Source organism: Amycolatopsis mediterranei, assembly GCF_026017845.1.
GTDB lineage: Bacteria > Actinomycetota > Actinomycetes > Mycobacteriales > Pseudonocardiaceae > Amycolatopsis > Amycolatopsis mediterranei.
Genome location: NZ_CP100416.1, coordinates 7,923,893 through 7,943,946 on the forward strand (window position 1 = coordinate 7,923,893; position 20,054 = coordinate 7,943,946).

Sequence of the window (20,054 nt, forward strand, 5' to 3'; positions counted from 1 at the left end):
GAAAGGTGATGACGATGTCCCGCATCCCGGCTCTACTCGCCGTCGCGCTCGCCGCGTCCGGTCTGACCGTGCTGGCCGGCGGCGCGCCCGCCGCGGCCGCGACCTGCCCAACGACGGCGTCCGGCGGCGCGAGCGTGCCCTTCCGGACGGTCGAAGCCGAGTGCTCGGCGACGAACGGCTCGGCCGTCGGCCCCGACTACACGCAGGCTTCGATCGCCTCGGAAGCATCCGGACGGCAGGCCGTGCGCATCACGACCGGCCAGTACGTCGAGTTCACGCTGCCCGCGGCGGCGAACTCGATCAACGTCCACTACAACCTGCCGGACGGCTCGGCCGGTCGGCTTTCGGTGTACGTCAACGGGACCAAGCTCGGTACCGGGCTTTCGGTGACGTCTCGCTATTCCTATGTGGACACCGGCTGGATTCCCGGCGCCAAGACGCACCACTTCTTCGACGACGTCCGGCTGTTGTTCGGCCAGAACGCTTCGGCTGGCGCGAAGGTCCGCGTGGCCGCGGACTCCGGTGACGTCGGCCAGGCGACCATCGACCTCGCCGACTTCGAGCAGGTCGGTGGCGCGGGTTCGCAACCGGCCAACTCCCTTTCGGTGACCGACTACGGCGCCACCGCGAACGACTCCTCGGACGACTCGCAGGCGTTCCGCAGCGGCCTGGCCGCGGCCCGTGCGCAAGGCCGGGAACTGTGGGTGCCGCAAGGGCGGTTCGAAATCGGGTCGGCGCTGCAGATCGACCAGACGACCGTCCGCGGTGCGGGCCCGTGGTACACCGTGCTGCACGGCAACAACATCTTCAACAACGGCAGCGCGTCCGGGAACATCAAGCTGTACGACTTCGCCGTCTTCGGTGACGTGACCGAGCGCAACGACGGCAGCCCGGACAACGCGTTCCACGGCGTCCTCGGCACCGGCTCGGTCGTGTCGGGCCTCTGGATCCAGGACACCAAGTGCGGGCTGTGGCTGATGAACGGCGCGTCCTCGAACCTCACCATCGAGAACAACCGCATCCTCGACACCCAGGCCGACGGCGTGAACTTCGACGGCGCCGTCACGAACTCGACGCTGCGCAACAACTACCTGCGCAACAACGGCGACGACGGGCTCGCGCTGTGGTCCAACGGCCAGGCGGACTCCGGCAACACCATCGCGAACAACACCGTCGTGCAGCCGAACCTGGCCAACGGCATCGCGCTGTACGGCGGGGCGAACAACACGGTGAGCGGCAACCTCGTCCAGGACACCAACGCCCTCGGCGGCGGCTACCTGGTGGCGAACCGGTTCAATTCAGTGCCGCTGGCCGGCACGGTGACGCTCTCGAACAACACCGCGCTGCGGGCCGGGGCACTCGACCCGAACTGGCAGTTCGGCGTCGGCGCGCTGTGGTTCGACGCGCGCGACCAGGCCATCACCGGCGTGACCATCCGTGTCACCGGGTTCACCGCGATCCAGAGCCCGTACGAGGCCATCCAGTTCATCGACGGCAACGGCGCGGGCAAGCCGATCCAGGGCATCACCATCGACGGCGTTTCGGTGCAGGGCGTCGGCACGTTCGTGGCGCAGTCGCAGACGCAGGGGACGGTGTCGATCAGCAACCTGACCGCGTCCGGCGTCGGCGTCACCGGGACGTACAACTGCCCCTACCCGACGTCCATCCCGCGGATGACGTTCACCGGCTCCGGCAACAACGGCTGGACCGGCACCTGGGGCGACTGCTCGACCTGGCCCGCGCCGAACTCGGGCCCGCCGCAGCCACCGCAGCCCGGCACCAACCTCGCCCGGGGCAAGGCGATCACCGCGTCGGGTTCGCAGGGCGGCTTCCCGCCGTCGAACGCGAACGACGGCGACGCGAACTCGTACTGGGAGAGCGCGAACAACGCCTTCCCGCAGACGCTGACGGTGGACCTGGGCGCGGCGGCGTCGATCAACAAGGTGACGCTGAAACTGCCGCCGTCCTCGGCCTGGGGTGCGCGCACCCAGACGGTGACGATCTCCGGCAGCACCGACGGCGGTTCGTACACGACGCTGGTCGGCTCGCGCGGCTACACGTTCGACCCGGCGTCCGGCAACACGGCGTCGGCGTCCTTCGCGGCGACGTCCCAGCGATTCGTGCGGCTGACGTTCACCGGCAACACCGGCTGGCCCGCCGGCCAGGCGTCCGAATTCGAGGTGGCCGCGGCCTAGTGTGACGAAACCGCACGGCGGCTCGACGGTTCCGCACGGGAACCGCCGGGCCGCCGTGCCCTGCATTACGCTCGCCCGGGAAATCATCCCGGGGAGGACGAAGTGCCGCGTCTGCTGCTCGTCGAGGACGACGAACCGCTGGCCGAAGCGCTTTCGCTGGCGTTGCGCGCACTGGGCCACGACGTCGTCCACGCCCCCACCGGCGAGCACGCGCTGACCGCGCTGGGCGACGCCGAGTTCGTCCTCCTCGACGTCATGCTGCCCGGCATCGACGGCTTCGAGGTCTGCCGCCGCATCCGCGCCCGCAGCCGGCTGCCGATCGTGCTGCTGACCGCGCGCGGCGACCCGATCGACGTCGTCGCCGGGCTCGAGTGCGGCGCCGACGACTACGTGGTCAAGCCGGCCGAGCCGCGCGTGCTCGACGCGCGGATCAAGGCGATCGGCCGCCGCGCGCAGCCGGCCGTGCCGGAAGCCGGCGTGCTGCGGGTGGGCGAGCTGGCGATCGACGCCGCCGCGATGAGCGTCACCCGCGCCGGCGAGGAACTCGCGCTGACCGCGACGGAGATCCGGCTGCTCGTCGAGTTCGCCGAGCACCCGAACCAGGTGCTGAGCCGCCAGGTGCTGCTCAAGCGCGTCTGGGACTACGGCTACGTCGGCGACTCGCGGATCGTCGACGCGGCGGTCGCGCGGCTGCGGGCGAAGGTCGAGGACGACCCGGCGAACCCGGTGCTGCTGCGGACGGTCCGCGGCCTGGGCTACCGCCTGGTGACGAAGTGAGGCTTCCGGCCGTCAGCCTGCGGACGCGGATCGTGGCGGCGATCGTCGGGGTGACCACGGCGGCGACGGCGGTGATGGCGTACTCCGCCTACCAGGTGCAGGCGGACGAGGCACAGGGCCGCTTCGCCTGGTCGGCCGTGCGCAACGTGGCAGCCGACCGCCGGATCCTCCAGGAGTTTTCGAAGGTGGGCACCGCAGGGTGGCTCGACGACATCCCCAACCGCCTCGGCCCCATCCCGGACTGGGCGCTGGTGACCGAGCGCCCCGGCGGGACGGTCGAAGTCGTCCGGGCCGCCACCGGGTACATCTCGCTCATCCCGGTGCCGGACAAGCTCACGGTGCTGCGGACCGTGCGGGACGAGCTGTTCATCCAGCGGCTGCCCGAGCAGCTCGGAAGCGCCTACGCGAGAGTGCCGCAGACCGGCCGGAAGGTGCTCGTGGTCAGCGCGAACCTGTCGGAGCCGGGCTACCACCTCGTCCAGTTCGTCGACTTCAGCCGGTTCGACGACGACCTGACCGCGTTGCGCTGGAAGCTCGTCCGCATCGCGCTCGGGGTGAGTGTGCTCGGCGCCGGTGTCGCGCTCCTGATCGGCCGCCGGATCCGCCGTCCGATCAAGGCGCTGTCCACGGCCGCCGACGCACTCGGCGCGGGCGCGCTCGAAACACGTGTCCCGGTCAAGGGCCGGGATGAGGTCGCCGCCCTGGCCGTCTCCTTCAACACGATGGCCGCGCGGCTCGGCGAGTCCATCGAGGAGCTGCACGCCAAAGACCGCCAGCAACGGCGGTTCGTCGCCGATGTCGCCCACGACCTGCGGACCCCGCTCGCCTCGATGATCGCCACCGTCGACACCCTCGACCACGCCGAGCCCGCCACCCGCACCCGCGCCGCCGCCATCCTCGGCACCCAGGCCCGCCGGCTGGCCAAGCTCGTGGAGGACCTCCTCGAAATCGCCCGGTTCGACGCCGGCAAGGCCGACCTGAGGGTGGCGCCCGTCGACCTCGCCGACCTGGTGGCCGACGCCGCCGAGGTCACCGGCGTCGAGGCCGCCGTGACGGCGAGCGGGGACGTCACGGTCGTCGCCGACCCACGGCGGGTGCACACCGTGGTGGCGAACCTGCTGAGCAACGCCGCCCCGCACGGGGCCATGCCGGTGACGGTCACCCTCGACGGGACCGGCGACGACGTCGTCGTGCGGGTCGCCGACGCCGGCCCCGGCGTCCCGGAGGACCTGCTGCCGGTCCTGTTCGACCGGTTCACCCGCGGCGACCACGCGCGCCAGGCGACCGAGGGCAGCGGGCTCGGCCTGGCGATCGCCCGGGAGAACGTGCTGGCGCACGGCGGATCGCTCGCGGTGCACAACGACGGCGGTGCCGTGTTCACCGTGCGGTTGCCCCGGGGCGTCGAGAACGCCTGACCGGCGAAGGCGCCGACCGCCCGCCAGGACAGCTCGCGCGGGTGCTGCCCGTCGAAGTACGGCAGCGGCAGGTGGGCGAGCAGCACCGCGGCCCCGATCAGCGGCAGCGGGCGCAGGTCCCGCGGCGGCCCCAGCCACAGCAGCACGGCGAAGTTGGTGACCAGCAGGAACCCCCAGCGCGCCCAGTCCCAGCCCGCGAAGGCGAGCAACGCCGGAGCCGCGACGGCCGCGGCGGCGAGCACGTCCCGCCGCTGCACCAGGAAGCCGGCCACCACGACCACGAGGATCGGGGCCACGAGCAGCAGGACTTCGGTGATCGAATACAGCTGCCAGCTTTCGCTCTGGGTGCGTTCGAACAACGCCAGTGCGTCGGCTCGCGGGGTGAAATCCGCGGTGGCCATCGCGGTCTCGAGCCGCGCGATCGCGCCCGCGCTCGACGCCGGGAGCGCGAGCACGGCGAGCTCCGCCACGACCGGCGGCACGAGCAGCATCGCCGTGATCCGCACCGAGGACCGCCGCAGCAGCACGACCGCGAAGACGGGGAGGACGGTGAGGGCCGCGATCTCGTGGGTGAGCACCGCGGCCGTCATCAGCCCGGAGGCCACCGCGGGCCGGCGCGGCAGCTGCCCCAGCGCGGCGAACAGCAGCAGGTACAGGACCTGGTCGAAGTAGCCCACCTCGTGGAAGAGGAAGCCACCGGAGGGCAGCAGCAGCCAGCCGGCGACCAGGAGCTTCCGGCCCGGGTGCCGGGCGCGGGCGAACGCGACGGCCAGCACCCCGAGCACCGCGGCGAGGACGGCCAGCGCGGCGGCCGCGAACACCCAGTACGCGTACCCGGTCGCGAGGGCGAGCGGGTGGAGCAGGGTGCCGACGAGGAACCGGCGGTGGAAGCCGTCGCTCAGCGAGACGGCTTCGAGCGTCACGGCCCAGTCACCCGGCAGGCGGAACCCGCGGTAGGCGGCGAGGAGCAGGGCGAGCGCGAAGAGCGTGTTGAGGCCGCGGGTGGTGACGGTGGTGCGGTCGAGGGTGGCGGTCACGGGGGCCAAGCTAGGAACGGGATGTGCGTGCGCGATGACCGTTGATCACCAGGTCCGTACTGGTTCCGCACTGGTTCCGCACGTCGTGCTTTTGCGCTCGGTTGCTGTAAAGTTTCAGCCATGACGCGTCGTCTTGCCGAAGTCGCCCGCCAGGTCGGGGTCAGCGAAGCCACGGTCAGCCGGGTGCTCAACGGCCGGTCCGGGGTGTCCGCGAGCACCCGCGCCGCCGTGCTCACCGCCCTGGACGTGATGGGCTACGAACGGCCCACCCAGCTGCGCGGCGAACGGGCCCGGCTGGTCGGGCTGGTGCTGCCGGAGCTGCAGAACCCGATCTTCCCCGCGCTGGCCGAGATCATGGGCAACGCCCTCGCCCAGCAGGGGTTCACGCCGGTGCTCTGCACGCGGACGGCGGGCGGGGTGTCCGAGGCGGAGTACGTCGAGCTGCTCCTGCAGCAGCAGGTGTCGGGCGTGGTGTTCGCCGGCGGCCTGTACGCGCAGGCGGACGCGGTCCACTCCCACTACCACCACCTCGTCGAGCGACGGCTGCCGACGGTGCTGATCAACGCGGCGGTCGACCACCTCGGCCTGCCCCAGGTCTCGTGCGACGACGCGGTGGCCGTCGAGCAGGTCGTCGGGCACCTGAGCTCGCTCGGGCACGAGAAGATCGGCCTCGTCCTCGGCCCGTCCGACCACGTTCCGTCGCAGCGGAAGCTGGAGGCGTTCCGCTCCTACGCGGCAAAGCTCGGGCTGCCGGTGCTGGACGAGCTGATCGAGCACGGGATGTTTTCGATCGAGGGTGGCCACGCGGCGGCAGCGCGCCTGTACCCGCGCGGCGCCACGGCGGTGCTCTGCGCGAGCGACCTGCTGGCCCTCGGCGCGATCCGCGCGGCCCGTCGGCAGGGCCTGTCGGTGCCCGACGACGTTTCGGTGGTCGGCTACGACGACTCGGCCCTGATGAACTGCACCGACCCGCCCCTGACGACCACCCGCCAGCCGATCGAGGCGATGGGCCGGGCGGTGGTGGAACTGCTGGTCAAGCGCATCAACGGCGGCGAGGTGGCGGCCGAAGAGCTGCTGTTCGCCCCGGAACTGGTGGTCCGCGGGTCCACGGCCCGCCGCACCGCCTGACCCGAGTCCCGCGAGAGCGCGACGGCTTGCCGGCCGTCGCGCTCTTTTGCGCGCCCGGACGCGCTCGAGTCCTGTTCGTAAGTTGCAAAATCTCGTCGGGTTATTGCGGCCATCGCGTCTCCCACTTTAGAGTGACCGCAATCACGTGACAGCCGTCGCGACCCGAGAAGAGGCTTGAGATGAGCAGTACCTGGTCCCGGACCGTCTCCCGCCGAACGTTGTGCCTGCTGGCCGCAGGCGGGCTCGCCCTGAGTCTGACCTCCTGCGGGGACGGCGAAAGCACGCCGGCCGGCGGCAAGGTCAAGATCACCGTCACCGGTCAGCCGCCGACCAGCCAGCCGTTCGAGCGCAGCGTCTTCGACGCCGACGTCAAGGAGTTCGAGGCTTCTCACCCGAACATCCAGATCGAGCCCCACGAGGGGTTCATGGACCCGAAGACGTTCTCCGCGAAGCTCGCCGGCGGGCAGCTCGAAGACGTCTACTACGTCTACTTCACCGATCCGGCGCAGATCATCGCCCGCCACCAAGCCGCCGACATCACCGAAGCCGCGAAGAGCGTCCCGCACGTCAACGACCTCAAGCCGGAACTGCTGGACAACTTCCGGGACGCCGGCGGCAAGCTGTACGGCCTGCCCACGATGAACTACACGATGGGCCTGCTCTACAGCCGCCCGCTGTTCCAGAAGGCCGGGCTCGACCCGGACAAGCCGCCGCAGACCTGGGACGAAGTCCGCGAAGCCGCGAAGAAGATCTCCGCGCTCGGCAACGGTGTCGTCGGGTACGCCGACTACAGCAAGAACAACCAGGGCGGCTGGCACATGACCGGCTGGCTGTACTCGATGGGCGGCGACATCGCCCGCAAGGACGGCGACAAGTGGGTCGCCGACTTCGCCAACGAGAAGGGCAAGCAAGCCCTGCAGTACCTGCACGACATGCGGTGGACCGACAACTCCATGGGCGCCAAGCAGCTGCTCGAAGCCCAGGACGTCCAGCGGATGATGGGCGCCGGCCAGCTCGGCATGTACATGGCCGCCCCGGACAACGTCCCGGTGCTGGTCAAGCAGTTCAACGGCAAGTACGAGGACTACGGCATCGCGGGCATGCCCGGCGGCCAGGGCACCCTGCTCGGCGGCGAGGGTTACATGCTCAACCCGAAGGCGTCGCCGGAGAAGATCAAGGCCGGCCTCGAGTGGATCCAGTGGAAGTACCTCAACCCGGACCGCTTTGAAAAGCACATCCGGCAGTACGCCGACGGCAAGCAGCCGGTCGGCCTGCCCGCCGAGCCGACCCCCGACATCTGGACCGGCGCGGTCCGCGAGCAGCAGCTGACGCTGAAGGCCAAGTACGCCAACGTCCCCGCGAAGAACTTCCAGTCCTATGTAGACACTACGAGCAAGATCAAGGGCAGCATCGAGCCGCCGGACGCGCAGCAGATCTACGCCGCGCTCGACAGCGTCATGCAGGCGGTACTGACGGACCAGAACGCGAACCTCGACCAGCAGCTGTCCTCGGCCGCGTCGAAGGTCAACAGTGTCCTCGCCCAGGTCAAGTAGCCTGCTCGCCTGGCCCGCGGCGAAACCGTCGCGGGCCGGGCGCCCGGCCGTCTCGCCAGAAGAACGCCGGCGCACCCGGCTCAAGCGCAAGCTCAAGGAGAACCTCACCGCGTACGGCCTGCTCTGCGCCGCCCTCGTGGTGTTCGCGTTGTTCTCCTGGTACCCGATCGTGCGCGGTGTCCTGCTGAGCTTCCAGCAGGTCGACTTCGTCAACGCGCCGACGTGGGTCGGCTTCGGCAACTTCACGCGGCTGTTCGAAGACCCGCTGTTCGGCGTCGCCTGGCGCAACACGCTGCTGTTCACCGGGCTGGCGCTGGTGTTCGGCTTCGCCGTCCCGTTCTTGACGGCCGTGCTGCTGAACGAGCTCCGCCACGCGAAGGCGTTCTTCCGGCTCGCCGTCTACCTGCCGGTGATGCTGCCGCCGGTGGTGACGGCGCTGATGTGGAAGTGGTTCTACGACCCCGGTCCCGGCCTGTTCAACTCCGCGCTCGGCGCGGCCGGCCTGCCCGGCGGGCAGTGGCTCGATTCCTCCACCACCGCGATGCTGTCGCTGGTGTTCGTCTCGACGTGGGCCAACATGGGCAGCACCACGCTGATCTACCTGGCCGCGCTCGGCACGATCCCCGGCGAGCTCTACGAAGCCGCGGAGCTCGACGGCGCCGGGTTGTGGAAACGGCTGCGGCACGTGACGTTCCCGCAGACGCGGTTCGTCCTGCTGGTGCTGCTCCTGCTGCAGATCGTCGCGACCATGCAGGTGTTCACCGAGCCGTACGTGATGACCGGCGGCGGCCCGGACGACTCGACGGTGACCGTGCTCCTGCTGCTCTACCGCTACGCCTTCGTCTACAACGACTTCGGGTCGGCGAGCGCGATGAGCCTGCTGCTGTTCGTGGCGCTCGGCGTGTTTTCGGCGTGGTACGTCCGGCTGACGCGGAAGGCGGACCAGTCATGAGGACCCTCGTCTCCCCCGGCGCGCTGCGCAGCCCGCGCGGCAAAGTCGTTTACGGCGTCGTGTTCGCGGGCACGCTCGCGGTGTTCTTGCTGGCGTTCATGTTCCCGCTCTACTGGGTCGTCACGGGCGCGATGAAGTCGCCGCAGGAGCTGGCGCAGACGCCGGCGACGCTCGTCCCGCACGAGTGGCACCCGGAAACGTTCGCCGACGCCTGGGACCAGCTCAGCCTGGGCAAGTACTTCCTCAACACGCTCGTCGTCGCCGGCGGCGCGTGGCTGGCGCAGCTGGCCATCGACGTCCCGGCCGCGTTCGCGCTGTCGAAGCTGCGGCCGAAGTTCGGCAACGTCGTGCTCGGGCTCATGTTGGCCACGCTGATGCTGCCCGCCACCGCGTTGCTCGTCCCCACCTACGTGACGGTGACGGACCTGCCGCTGCTGCACCTCAACCTGATCAACTCACCGGCCGCGGTCTGGCTGCCCGCGGCGGCGAACGCGTTCAACATCTACCTGCTCAAACGGTTCTTCGACCAGATCCCGGACGAGCTGATCGAAGCGGCTCGCCTCGACGGGGCCGGGCCGGTGCGCACGCTCTGGCGGATCATCCTGCCGATTTCGCGGCCGATCCTGGCCGTCGTGTCGATCCTCGCGGTGGTCACCGCGTGGAAGGACTTCATCTGGCCGCTGCTGGTGTTCCCGGACACCGGGAAGCAGACGCTCTCGGTGATGCTGCAGCGGGTGGCGATCGACATGCCGCTCAACGTGCTCGTCGCCGGGATGGTGCTGGCCAGCCTGCCGATGGTGGCGCTGTTCCTGGCCTTCCAGCGGCAGATCCTCGCCGGGCTGACCGCCGGCAGTCTCAAGGGCTGAGGCCTTCCCAACAAACAGGAGGGGCACTTTCGTGACCGACAAGACCGGCTGGTGGCGGAGCGCGGCGATCTACCAGGTCTACATCCGCAGCTTCGCGGACGGCAACGGCGACGGCGTCGGCGACCTCGCCGGCGTCCGCGCCCGGCTGGACCACCTGGCCGACCTCGGCATCGACGCGATCTGGTTCACACCGTGGTACCCGTCGCCGATGGACGACGGCGGCTACGACGTCGCCGACTTCCGCGACATCGAGCCGCTGTTCGGCACCCTCGCCGAGGCGGAGGACCTGATCGCCGAGGCCCACACCCGGGGGATCCGGGTGATCATCGACATCGTGCCCAACCACTGCTCCGACGAGCACCGCTGGTTCCAGGCCGCGCTCGAAGCGGGCCCGGGTTCGCCGGAGCGGCAGCGGTTCTGGTTCCGGCCCGGCCGCGGCCCGGACGGCAGCGAGCCGCCGAACAACTGGAAGTCGCGCTTCGGCGGGTCCGCGTGGACGCGGGTCCCGGACGGCGAGTGGTACCTGCACCTCTACAGCTCGCGCCAGCCGGATTTCAACTGGGACAACCCGGAGATCCGCACGGAGTTCGAGGACGTGCTGCGCTTCTGGTTCGACCGCGGCGTGGACGGCTTCCGCATCGACGTCGCCGACGGCCTGGTCAAGGACCCGCACCTGCCCGACGTCGACGACGGCGACGAGACGCCGTTCTCCGACCAGGAAGGGCTGCACGAGATCTACCGGTCGTGGCGCAAGATCGCCGACAGCTACGGCGGCGAGCGCGTGCTGGTCGGCGAGATGTGGCTGCCGGACATGTCGCGGGCCGCGCGGTACCTGCGCCGCGACGAGCTGCACTCGGCGTTCAACTTCGACTTCCTGGTCTGCCCGTGGGACGCCACGCGGTTCCGCGACGTCGTCTCCCGCACGCTGAAGGCGCACGACGAGGTCGGCGCACCGGCGGCGTGGGTGCTGTCGAACCACGACGTCACCCGGCACGTCACCCGCTACGGCCGGCAGGGCGACACCGGGTTCAGCTTCGCGAACCGGCTGCACGAACTGCCGGTCGACCGCGAACTGGGCACCCGCCGCGCCCGGGCGGCGGCGCTGCTGACGCTGGCGCTGCCCGGCGGGCTGTACGTCTACCAGGGCGAGGAGCTGGGTCTCTGGGAGGTCCTGGACATCCCCGACGAGCTCCGCCAGGACCCGGTCTTCGCCCGCACCCGCGGCGCGGACCCCGGGCGCGACGGCTGCCGGGTCCCGATTCCGTGGTCCGGGTCCGCGCCACCCTTCGGGTTCGGCAGCGGCGGCGCTTGGCTGCCGCAGCCTGCTTCCTGGAGCGCGTACACGGCCGAGGCGGAGGCGGCGGACCCGGCGTCGATGCTGTCGCTGTACCGCTCGGGATTGCGGCTGCGGCGGGACCTGCCCCCGGGCTCGCTCGAGTGGCTGTCGCTCGGCGAGGACGTGCTGGCGTTCCGGCTGGGGCCGGAGTTCACGTTCGCGCTGAACTTCTCGGCGGCGCCGGTGCCGCTCCCGGCCGGCGAGATCCTGCTGGCCAGCGGCCCGGTTTCGACCGAGCTGCCGACGGACACGGCGGTCTGGTTGCGGTCCTGAATGGACTGACCGGAGGCCGCCACCGCGGCGGTCTCCGGCGGACCGGCCGGAGATCTTTGCGCTGTCTCGACTTGGTGAGGTTCCGCGACGGTGATTGTGGTTCGGGCGGCCGGGGTGGTATACCGAAAAAGGGTTGAGCGGATCTGGGAGGGGTCGCGATGGCCCGGGATCCCGTTCACCACTCGCTCTTCACGTTCGACATCGAAGACTTCAGCGCGCGGTACCGCAACGACCGCGCCCGGCTGGCCGTGCGCGCTGCCGTGTACCGCCTGGTTCGTGAGTCCTTCACCACCGCCGAAATCGACTGGGACTCCTGCACGTACCAGGACTGCGGCGACGGCGCCCTGATCATCGTGCCGCCCGAGGTGTCCACCGTGCTGCTGCTCGACCCGTTGCTGCCCAGGCTGCTCGCCGGCCTGATCGACCACAACCTCCGGGCACCGCCCCCCGAGCGGATCAGGGTGCGGGTCGCCGTGCACGCCGGCGAGATCACCCGTGACGAGCAGGGGATGACCGGGCACGAGCTGGTGGTGGTCTGCCGCCTGCTGGACGCGGCCGAACTCAGGACCACGCTCGCCCACGCCGGCACCCCGTTGGCGGTCGGGGTGTCCGACCACGTCTACGAAACGATCGTGCGGCACGGATTCCGCGGCATCGAGCCGTCGACCTACCACCCGGTCACCGTTCAGGTGAAGAAGACCCGGCTGCACGGGTGGATCCACGTGCCCGGCTCCCGGGTGCCGCCGTCGTTCGAAGCGCACGGCGGTGAGACGCCGCCGCAGCAGTTGCTGCCGGATCTGCCCGCGTTCGTCGGGCGCGCCATGGAGCACCGGCTGCTCGACAAACTCAGCGTCGAAAGCCGCCTCCTGGTGCTGAGCGGCCCTCCCGGCGTCGGGAAGAGCACCGTCGCGATGCAGTGGTGCCACCAGGTCGTCGACCACTACCCCGACGGCCAGCTGTACGCCCACCTCGGCGGCCCGGCCGGCTCGGTGACGGTCGAGCAGGTGCTGGGGCACTTCCTGCGCGGGCTGGGCGTCGCCGCCCCCCGCGTGCCGGTCGGCCTCGCCGAGCAGTCCGCGCTGTTCCGGTCCCTCACCGCGGGCCGGCGGCTGCTGCTGGTGCTCGACGACGTCGAGTCCGCCGACCAGGTCCGCGCCCTGCTGCCGTCGTCGGCGGTGAGCACGACCGTCGTCACCAGCCGGTCGAGGCTGAGCGGGCTGGTCGCGAACGGGGGACGGCTGATCGAGATCGCCCCGCTCCCCGAAGAAGACGGGGTGGAGCTGCTCGCGCGGCTGGTCGGCGACGGCCGGATCGAACGTGAGCGGCCGTGTGCGCAGCAGCTGGCGTCGCTGTGCGCCGGGCTCCCGCTGGCGTTGTGCGTGGCGGGCGCCCGGCTGGTGTCCCATCCTCGGTGGTCGGTGGAAAAGGTGGTCGCCGAGCTGGTCGACGAAGGGCGTCGGCTGGCCGGCTTGTCTCTTGCCGGTGATCTGTCCGTACAGGTGGTGTTCGATATGTCGTCCGAAACGCTGTCCCCTCCCGCCGCGCGGCTGTACCGGCTGCTCGGCCTCCATCCCGGCCCCGACTTCGAAATCGGTCTCGCCGCCGCCGCGGTCGCCGTGCCGACGGCCGAGGCGGAACGGCTGGTGGACGAGATCGTGACGGCGAACCTGCTGGCGGACCCCGCCGCCGACCGGTACCGGCTCCACGACCTGATCCGGCTGCACGCCCGGCAGCAGGCGCTGGCGCACGAGCCGGCGGAACAACGAGAGCTGGCCCTGCGCCGGATGCTCGACTGGTACCTGCGCACGGCCACCGACGCAGGTGCCGTCGTGACCCCGCACCGCACCGACGTGCGCCGCGATTTCGCGGACGTTCCCGTCGAAACCGTGACGTTCGCCGGCCATGCGGACGCTCTGGAATGGCTCGACCGCGAACGGGTGAACCTGCTGGCGGCCGCCCGCTCGGCGGCGGACAACGGCTGGAACACCACCGCGTGGCAGCTGGCCGACGCGATGTGGGGCCTGTTCCTGTACCGCACGCACTACTACGACTGGCTGCAGTTCGACCTGCTCGCCGTCCAGGCGACGGTGGAGGACGCCGACCGCGAGGCGGAGGCCGGCGCGAACGACCGGCTGGGCCTGCTCTTCCACGCATTGGGGCGCAACGACGAGGCGCTGGCCCACATGGCGACGGCCGCGGAGATCTGGCGGGAGCTCGGTGACCGGCACCGGATCGCGGGCTCGATGGAACGGTTCGGTTTCGCCTATCTGGACCAGGGCCGGATCGAGCCGGCCCTGACCCATTTCGAACAGGCGCTCGAGGGCTACCGGGAACTGCGGCAGCAACGCAGCGTCGGGCTCGCCTTGGTGAGCATCGGACGCGCGCTGTTCACCGCCGGCCGCCCCGCCGAGGCCGAACCACCGCTGGCCGAAGCCGTCGCGGTGCTGGACGGCCTGGAAGTACCCGATCCGTACAACGCGGCGAGAGCGCGGATCGCGCTGGCTCGCACCGAAATACAGATCGGGGCCAGGGAGCGGGCACTGGAGCGGCTGCGCGTGGCCGCGGCCGCGATGCAGGCCGTGAACTCGCCGCTGGGCCAGGCGGATGCCGAATGGGCTTTGGGTGAGCTGTTCGAACACGCCGGTGAGCCGCGGGTCGCGAAAGGCCACTACGAGCGCACCGAGGAGATCTACGCCCGGCTCGGCAACCCCGGGGTGGACCAGGTGCGGGAGCGCATCAGCCGGCTCTGAGGAGTCAGGCCCGGAAAACGCGCCGGTAGGTCGGTGGAATGGGTTCGTCGGCCGGATGGGTCACCGGTTCGCCGTCCACCTCGATCCAGGCGTGGAACGAATACGGGTCGACGGCGAACCCGAAGCACCAGTCGATCCGGAGGCCGAGGAACGCGGCCGTCAGCACCGCGGTGAGCGAAATCTCCACGCAGGCGACCCGGCCGGGGTACCACCGGCTCGCCCGGCGGGCGGCGCTGAGCGCGGAGAGAGCGTCCGCGGCGCTCGCTTCCGGTTTGGTCCGCTTGAGCCTGGCAACGACCGCGGCCGAGGTCCGGAAGGGCAGGCGCAGGAGCAGCAACGCCAGCAGGAACGCGAACGGGGCGGTGAGCCGCCAGCGCCGGCCCGCGGGGACCTCGTCCGCCGGCACGGCCATCAGCACGCCGGCGGCATGACGGCCTTCCGCGTCGGGCAGTTCGACCAGCCCGCGTGCCACCAGCGCGGACACCAGCTCGTCGGCGTCCCGGCGGATCCGGTCCGCCGGCACCGCCGGGTAGCGGGCGAGGAGGGCATCGACCGCCTTGTCGACGTCGGCCGCGCTCCGCAGCTCCTCGTAGAACGCGGCTCCGCTGCGGTTGAGCACGAACCAGCGCCCGGTCGCCGAATCGAGCAGCACGAGGCGGCCCGCGTCGTCCGGCACGGCCCGCACACTGGCGGGCACCCTGGCTTTGATCACGGTCGGACCCCCTCCTCGCGCTCCCGCAACCACGCCTCCACCGCGAACACCTGGTGGAGTGCGCCCCACGGGGTGGGCATGCCCTGGATTGCGGCCTCGAGGACTTCGCGGACCGGCCCGGGCTCGAGGATCCCGTGGTCGGCAGCGACGGATTCGGTGAGCATCCGCCGCAACACCGGCGCCGCCCGGCGGACACCGAGGTACACGTCACGCGTGTAGTCACCCTTGGTCGTGCGGGCCAGCACCGCCGGGGGTACCAGCCCGCTCAGCGCCGCGCGGAGCAACGGCTTGGGCGTCCTCGGGTCGGCGCGCCGGCGCGCGGGCAGCGCGAGGCAGGCCCGGACCACCTCGGTGTCCATGAACGGGGCGTGCACCTCGATGCCGAACTCGGCGCCGACCGCCTGGCCGGTGCGGAGGGTCAGCGTCTGCTGCCGCACCAGCTCCTGGGTGACCGCGTCGCCGGCGTCGAGGTCGTCGTCCTCGGCCAGGTGGTCCGCGGTGTCCTGGATGTGCGCGGCGAGAGACCGTCTGGCGGCGGGGGTGAGCCATTGCGCCGAAGGACGCCGCCAGTAGGCGATCCGGTCCGCCTCCCAGGACTCCGCACCGATCGGGCGACCGGCTGCCACGTCCTCCGCGAGGGAGCGCAGGGCCCGGCGCCGGGTCGACCGGCTGAGCGTGACCGCGCGGCCGACCAGGGCGAGCGGCGTCCGGCCGCGCAGCCGCGCCCACGCCACGCAGTCGGACCACAGGCGGGGCAGCTCACCGTGCCGCGCGAGGTCCGCGAGGTAGGCGCCTGGAGCTTTCAGCACGACGTCGCCCCCCTCTCCCGTGACATGAGCGTGGGAGCCGAGTTCCACAGCGCGCGCCAATCGCGCTCTCAGCGCCCCCGTCGCCAGCGACGATCCGTGCGGCCAGTCGCCGGTGGGACGCAACACCTGGTAGGGCAGGTGCTCGGGCCCCTCGGGCACAAGGTGGTGACGGATGCCGGTGACACTTCGAGCGTGCCGACTTGCGAATTCGACGTCGTCGGCCACCGGGGCGGCGGGATTGACGGAGATGAAGGAGTCGAGCTCACCCAGCTCGCCCGCCGCCAGCATCGTCAAGGACGTCGAGTCCAGGCCACCCGAGAGGTCGAACGTCAACCGATACGGCGACAGGGTGCGGGCCCGTACCGCCGTGGAGAGGGCTGATCGGAGCCGTTCGGCGGATTCCGCCATCGTCATTTCCGGTTCGGGGCGCAGAACGGAATGGGGACGCTCGCGGACGCCGGCCCGGCCGATCGACAAAACGTGCCCGGCCGGCACCCGGCGGATACCGCGGTACATCGACCGCCCGCGGACCGGTTCGCCCGATTCCGGACAGGCGATGATCGCCGCCACGGAAATTTCGTCCAATGGCCCACCCGCCAGCCGCGCGAGGTCCGAAGAATCGGTGCCGAACCAGACGGCGTCCGCCTTCTCGGCAACGAAGAGCGGAAACTGGCCGACGGGATCGGCCAGGAGGACGGCCCTGGATCGAGTGACCAGGAGGCTGGAGTAGCAGCCGGGCCAGCCGTCCGTCGCGCCGGCGTCGTTCGTGCGCGACATGGCCTCGCAAGCCTGGGCCAGCTGGAAGTCCGACACGAAGCTGTGTCCGATGAGGAACAGTTTGCCCTCGCGGGAACCGGCCTCCCGGAGGGAGGCCGACAGCGTGCGCGAGACAACGTGAGCGAGTCCGGTCGCCCTGGTCCAGCAACCGACGAGGCTCATCGATTCACCACGACGGCACGTCACCTGGGTCCGACACGGTTCAGGAACTAGTCTTCCTGGCTGCTTTTGTCCACGCTTCCGTTGCCATTCCCGCGGGTGGTCTTGAAGACCGGACCGAAATCGAATACCGCCGGTGGCTCGTAGCCATCCTCGGGAACGATGAGGACGGTGTTCGGGTCGACGTCAGCGTCGTTCACGAGTGCCCCCTGATACGTTATGGCGAACCGTCTTCGTCCAGTCACTGTCCGCACATAGTACTGTTGTTCGGGTCGATTGACAAAAAGTCACCCACACAGGAAGTCGACTTGTCGAACCGGTCGGGTTGAACCAAGCTGTCGACGAACCGCCACTTCCCGAACTCCGGAGTCAACAGGTTCACGGGTCCGGCTTCGCCGACTCCCCGGACCTTCCTCTACGCCGTGTACTCTTCAAATCGAAGTCAACCAGCCATCAGGAGGCAGAGTGTCGAGCACGGGAGCCACGACCGTGGAGGCCCGGTCCCTGCTGTGGACCCCGTCCGATTCGGTCAAGGACGTCAACCGCCGGAAGGTCATCCGCGCGGCGATGGCGGATCCCGGGATCACCCAGGTGAGCCTGGCCAAGCGCCTTCTGCTGTCGCAGGGAACCGTCTCCGCGGTGGTCTCGGAACTCCAGCAAGAGGGCATCTTCCGCGTGCAGAGCGAGGAGGGTGAGCGCGGCAAACGGGTCCGGCTCGGCGCCGTCCGCGGAGTGGCCGTCGGCGTGGAGGTCAACCACGACCGGATCGCGGTGGCGGCGCGCCGGGTGGACACTTCGGCGGTCGAGTACGAATCCGTGGCCTTCCGCGCCGACCAGGGCAGCAGCAGCTGGGTGCGGGAGAGCGCCAACCTGATCAAGGAGCTCACGGTGCAAACCGGGCTCGACATCGATCACATCGTCTCGATCGGCGTGGGCATCCCGGCCGCGGTCGACCCGCGGACCGCCTTGGTCACCCAGGTCGCCGCCTCGCTCGACTGGGACATCACCGGCAGCGTCCCGGAACGATTCCGCGACCACTTCCGCGACGTGCCCATCATCGTGGACAACGAGGCCAACTACGCGGCCTACGGCGAGCACCTGTACGGAGCCGGCCGCGGCGCCGGGACCATGCTGTTCGTCAAGGCGTCCGTCGGTCTCGGCGCCGGGTTCATCATCGGCGGGCTCATCTACCGGGGACGGCACGGGTACGGTGGGGAGATCGGTCACCTGACCATGGACCCGGACGGCATTCCGTGCCGGTGCGGCAACCGCGGGTGCCTGGAGACCCTGGTCGGCGGGGCCCGGCTCCTCGAGCAGGTCCGGCAGGCGTACGCCGGCTATCGCGCCGATCTGCCGACCAGCGTCGAGGGCATGATCGAGCGGGCCAAGCGCGGCGACGCCGTGTGCCGGCGGGTACTCCAGGACGCCGCCCGGACCATCGGCCTGGCCCTCGCCCGCGTGTGCAACCTGATGAACCCCGAGCTGATCGTGCTCGGCGGCGAACTGGGGAGGGCACCGGAACTCCTGCTCGAGCCCATGATGGACGGGCTACGGCTCTACGCCCTTCGTGGCATGGTCGAATCGAAGGACCCGGTGAAGATCGTCGGGTCGGACCTCGGCCTGGCCGCGGGCGCGCGGGGAGCGCTCGGGTTCGCCCTCATGACCGACCGCACCGTCGAAGCTTGACCAAGCCTTACACCATCACGACCTTGACTTCAATTTGAAGCAAAGTAGACTTTTGTCAGAGGCTCACAGTTATCGGGTCCGAAGTTGGGAACGATGGCCATGCGGTACCAGGCCGCCATAAGCGACCCTTCGCCGTGGATCCGTCGGCTTGCCGGTAGCTGACAGACGGACGGGTGTACGACCGGGTCGAAGCACCGAACACTTCGATTCGATGGTCGGACGTCATGAAAGGTGCCATGCGATGGACGTCCCCCCACTTCACCTCATGACGACGGGTTCTTCGTCCGGCGGCATCCGCCGCCTCGCGGGCCGCTACCTGCCGAAGGCCTCCGCCACTTCGCGCCATCGCCCCGCACCGAAGCTCGGTCGCGGCTGGATCAAGCCGCCGTCGGCGGCCACGACGGTCAGCCGCGAGGTGGAGACCGAGGCTCGGGAGGAACGCTGGAACACGATGGACATCGAGCGCACGGTCCTGGTGGCCGTGCACACGATCACCAGCCTGATCCGGCTGGAGGACATCGTTCTCCCGCTCGAGGACGATCCGCGCGTGCAACTGGTCTACACCCAGGTGCCCGACCAGTTCGGCGAGGGCGTCGAAACCCGGCTGCGGGACATGGAGGTCCGGGTCCTCTCCTGGGGGGATGCGACCAGGCGGAAGTTCGACCTGGTCGTCGCGGCGAGCCTGCACCGCCTCGGCGACCTGCCGGCCACCGCGAGGTTCGCCGCGCCGCACGGGGCCGGGTACAACAAGCTCTGGCCCGCGTGGGCGTGGCCCGGGCTGAAGGACGACCGGCCGGTGTACGGCCTGGACCGGGCGTCGTTGCTCGACGACGACGGCCAGCCGATCGTCGATGCGTTGCTGCTCCCCCATCCCGCCCACCTGTCCACCCTTTCGCGCCAGTGCCCCGAAGCGGTGCCGTACGCGGTGGTGGCCGGCGACCCGGCCTACGATCGGTTGCTGGTCTGCCGGGAGCACCGCGAGCACTACCGCGAACGGCTCGGCATTCGGGAAGCGCAAACCCTCGTGGCCGTGTCGTCGACCTGGGGGCCCCGCTCTCTGCTGGCGATGAACCGCGACCTGCCCCGGCGGCTGGCGAGCGAGCTCCCGGCCAACCACCGGGTGATCGCCACCGTCCACCCTGCCGTCTGGGCACAGCACGGCGCCCGGCAGGTCCGGAACAGGTTCCGCGAGGCGCACGCGGCCGGGCTCGACGTGGTCGACACCTACGAGGACTGGCGAGGCCTCCTGGCTGCCGCCGACTTCCTCGTCGCGGACCACGGCTCACTCTCGGCGTACGCGGCCGGCGCGGGAATCCCCGTGCTGCTGAGCCACTTCGCGGACAGCGAGGTGGACCCGGACTCGATCGTGGCCGAACTGGCCCGGCACAGTCCGCTGCTGGATCCCCAGGCCCCGCTGGTCGGTCAGCTGACCGCCGCGCGGGAGGCGCAACCCGCCCAGTGGCGGGCCGTCCACGACCGGCTGGCCGCCCGGCAGGGAGTGTCGGCCGAGATCGTGAGGGAAACGCTCTACCGCAAGCTTTCCCTGACCGAGCTGCCCCACCCGGCCCGGTGGCCGCTGGTACCGCCGCCGAAGCTCGTGCGGGACGACCGCCGCGGCCCGTGACTCCC

The 20,054-nt window shown here is 70.5% G+C and carries 16 protein-coding genes; 13 read left to right on the forward strand and 3 right to left on the reverse strand.

Annotation, left to right across the window (positions count from 1 at the left end; translation table 11 throughout):
* Positions 1-8: 8 nt before the first annotated feature.
* From ISP_RS35490 to ISP_RS35540, 11 genes are all read left to right on the forward strand, one after another.
* A complete protein-coding gene (locus ISP_RS35490; RefSeq protein ID WP_037374716.1) occupies positions 9-2,195 on the forward strand; it encodes a discoidin domain-containing protein in 2,187 nt (728 codons plus the stop codon).
* Positions 2,196-2,297: 102 nt separating this feature from the next.
* The gene (locus tag ISP_RS35495) at positions 2,298-2,972 is read left to right on the forward strand and encodes a response regulator transcription factor (protein WP_013228678.1); all 675 of its coding nucleotides are present in this window, start codon (positions 2,298-2,300) and stop codon (positions 2,970-2,972) included.
* Positions 2,969-4,387 carry a sensor histidine kinase gene (locus ISP_RS35500; RefSeq protein WP_013228679.1) on the forward strand — a complete coding sequence of 473 codons (1,419 nt, stop codon included), beginning with the start codon at positions 2,969-2,971 and terminating at the stop codon, positions 4,385-4,387. Before ISP_RS35495 ends, ISP_RS35500 begins: the two co-directional genes overlap by 4 nt.
* A gap of 156 nt (positions 4,388-4,543) precedes the next feature.
* Positions 4,544-5,059 (forward strand): hypothetical protein, encoded by a 516-nt coding sequence (locus ISP_RS35505; RefSeq protein WP_014467540.1) that lies wholly within the window; start codon positions 4,544-4,546, stop codon positions 5,057-5,059.
* Between the two features lie 8 nt (positions 5,060-5,067).
* On the forward strand, positions 5,068-5,469 hold the full coding sequence (locus ISP_RS35510; protein WP_014467541.1) for a hypothetical protein: 402 nt from the start codon (positions 5,068-5,070) through the stop codon (positions 5,467-5,469).
* Between the two features lie 75 nt (positions 5,470-5,544).
* Entirely contained in the window at positions 5,545-6,552 is a 1,008-nt protein-coding gene (locus tag ISP_RS35515) for a LacI family DNA-binding transcriptional regulator (protein WP_013228681.1), read from the forward strand.
* Positions 6,553-6,731: 179 nt separating this feature from the next.
* Positions 6,732-8,105, forward strand: coding sequence for an ABC transporter substrate-binding protein (locus tag ISP_RS35520; protein ID WP_013228682.1), 1,374 nt, complete (start codon positions 6,732-6,734; stop codon positions 8,103-8,105).
* Entirely contained in the window at positions 8,083-9,057 is a 975-nt protein-coding gene (locus ISP_RS35525) for a carbohydrate ABC transporter permease (RefSeq protein ID WP_013228683.1), read from the forward strand. The genes ISP_RS35520 and ISP_RS35525 overlap by 23 nt, the downstream gene beginning before the upstream one ends.
* Complete coding sequence (locus ISP_RS35530) at positions 9,054-9,923, forward strand: carbohydrate ABC transporter permease (RefSeq protein WP_013228684.1); 870 nt, start codon at positions 9,054-9,056, stop codon at positions 9,921-9,923. The genes ISP_RS35525 and ISP_RS35530 overlap by 4 nt, the downstream gene beginning before the upstream one ends.
* Before the next feature lie 31 nt (positions 9,924-9,954).
* Positions 9,955-11,532 carry a glycoside hydrolase family 13 protein gene (locus ISP_RS35535; RefSeq protein ID WP_013228685.1) on the forward strand — a complete coding sequence of 526 codons (1,578 nt, stop codon included), beginning with the start codon at positions 9,955-9,957 and terminating at the stop codon, positions 11,530-11,532.
* Between the two features lie 158 nt (positions 11,533-11,690).
* On the forward strand, positions 11,691-14,282 hold the full coding sequence (locus tag ISP_RS35540; protein ID WP_013228686.1) for an ATP-binding protein: 2,592 nt from the start codon (positions 11,691-11,693) through the stop codon (positions 14,280-14,282).
* 4 nt (positions 14,283-14,286) lie between these two features.
* On the opposite strand, the gene ISP_RS35545 is transcribed toward ISP_RS35540, so the two are convergent.
* The 3 genes from ISP_RS35545 to ISP_RS35555 are packed head-to-tail and all read right to left on the reverse strand — an operon-like array spanning position 14,287 to position 16,939.
* The gene (locus ISP_RS35545) at positions 14,287-14,994 is read right to left on the reverse strand and encodes a lasso peptide biosynthesis B2 protein (RefSeq protein ID WP_013228687.1); all 708 of its coding nucleotides are present in this window, start codon (positions 14,992-14,994) and stop codon (positions 14,287-14,289) included.
* Positions 14,991-16,742 carry a lasso peptide isopeptide bond-forming cyclase gene (locus ISP_RS35550; RefSeq protein WP_013228688.1) on the reverse strand — a complete coding sequence of 584 codons (1,752 nt, stop codon included), beginning with the start codon at positions 16,740-16,742 and terminating at the stop codon, positions 14,991-14,993. Before ISP_RS35550 ends, ISP_RS35545 begins: the two co-directional genes overlap by 4 nt.
* A 47-nt stretch (positions 16,743-16,789) precedes the next feature.
* Entirely contained in the window at positions 16,790-16,939 is a 150-nt protein-coding gene (locus ISP_RS35555) for a hypothetical protein (protein ID WP_014467542.1), read from the reverse strand.
* Between the two features lie 265 nt (positions 16,940-17,204).
* On the opposite strand from ISP_RS35555, the gene ISP_RS35560 reads away from it, so the two are divergent.
* Both ISP_RS35560 and ISP_RS35565 read left to right on the forward strand, forming a co-directional pair.
* Positions 17,205-18,425, forward strand: a complete 1,221-nt coding sequence (locus ISP_RS35560) for an ROK family transcriptional regulator (RefSeq protein WP_013228689.1) — start codon at positions 17,205-17,207, stop codon at positions 18,423-18,425.
* A gap of 265 nt (positions 18,426-18,690) precedes the next feature.
* Positions 18,691-20,049: a hypothetical protein gene (locus ISP_RS35565; RefSeq protein WP_014467543.1), complete on the forward strand. Its 1,359-nt coding sequence runs from the start codon at positions 18,691-18,693 to the stop codon at positions 20,047-20,049.
* Positions 20,050-20,054: the final 5 nt, after the last annotated feature.

Bases quoted from the DNA above. Each gene is read 5' to 3' on its own strand.
- ISP_RS35550 (WP_013228688.1), bottom strand. From the start codon at position 16,742: ATGAGCCTCGTCGGTTGCTGGACCAGGGCGACCGGACTCGCTCACGTT.
- ISP_RS35565 (WP_014467543.1), top strand. From the start codon at position 18,691: ATGACGACGGGTTCTTCGTCCGGCGGCATCCGCCGCCTCGCGGGCCGC.
- ISP_RS35540 (WP_013228686.1), top strand. From the start codon at position 11,691: ATGGCCCGGGATCCCGTTCACCACTCGCTCTTCACGTTCGACATCGAA.
- ISP_RS35490 (WP_037374716.1), top strand. From the start codon at position 9: ATGACGATGTCCCGCATCCCGGCTCTACTCGCCGTCGCGCTCGCCGCG.
- ISP_RS35515 (WP_013228681.1), top strand. From the start codon at position 5,545: ATGACGCGTCGTCTTGCCGAAGTCGCCCGCCAGGTCGGGGTCAGCGAA.
- ISP_RS35520 (WP_013228682.1), top strand. From the start codon at position 6,732: ATGAGCAGTACCTGGTCCCGGACCGTCTCCCGCCGAACGTTGTGCCTG.
- ISP_RS35530 (WP_013228684.1), top strand. From the start codon at position 9,054: ATGAGGACCCTCGTCTCCCCCGGCGCGCTGCGCAGCCCGCGCGGCAAA.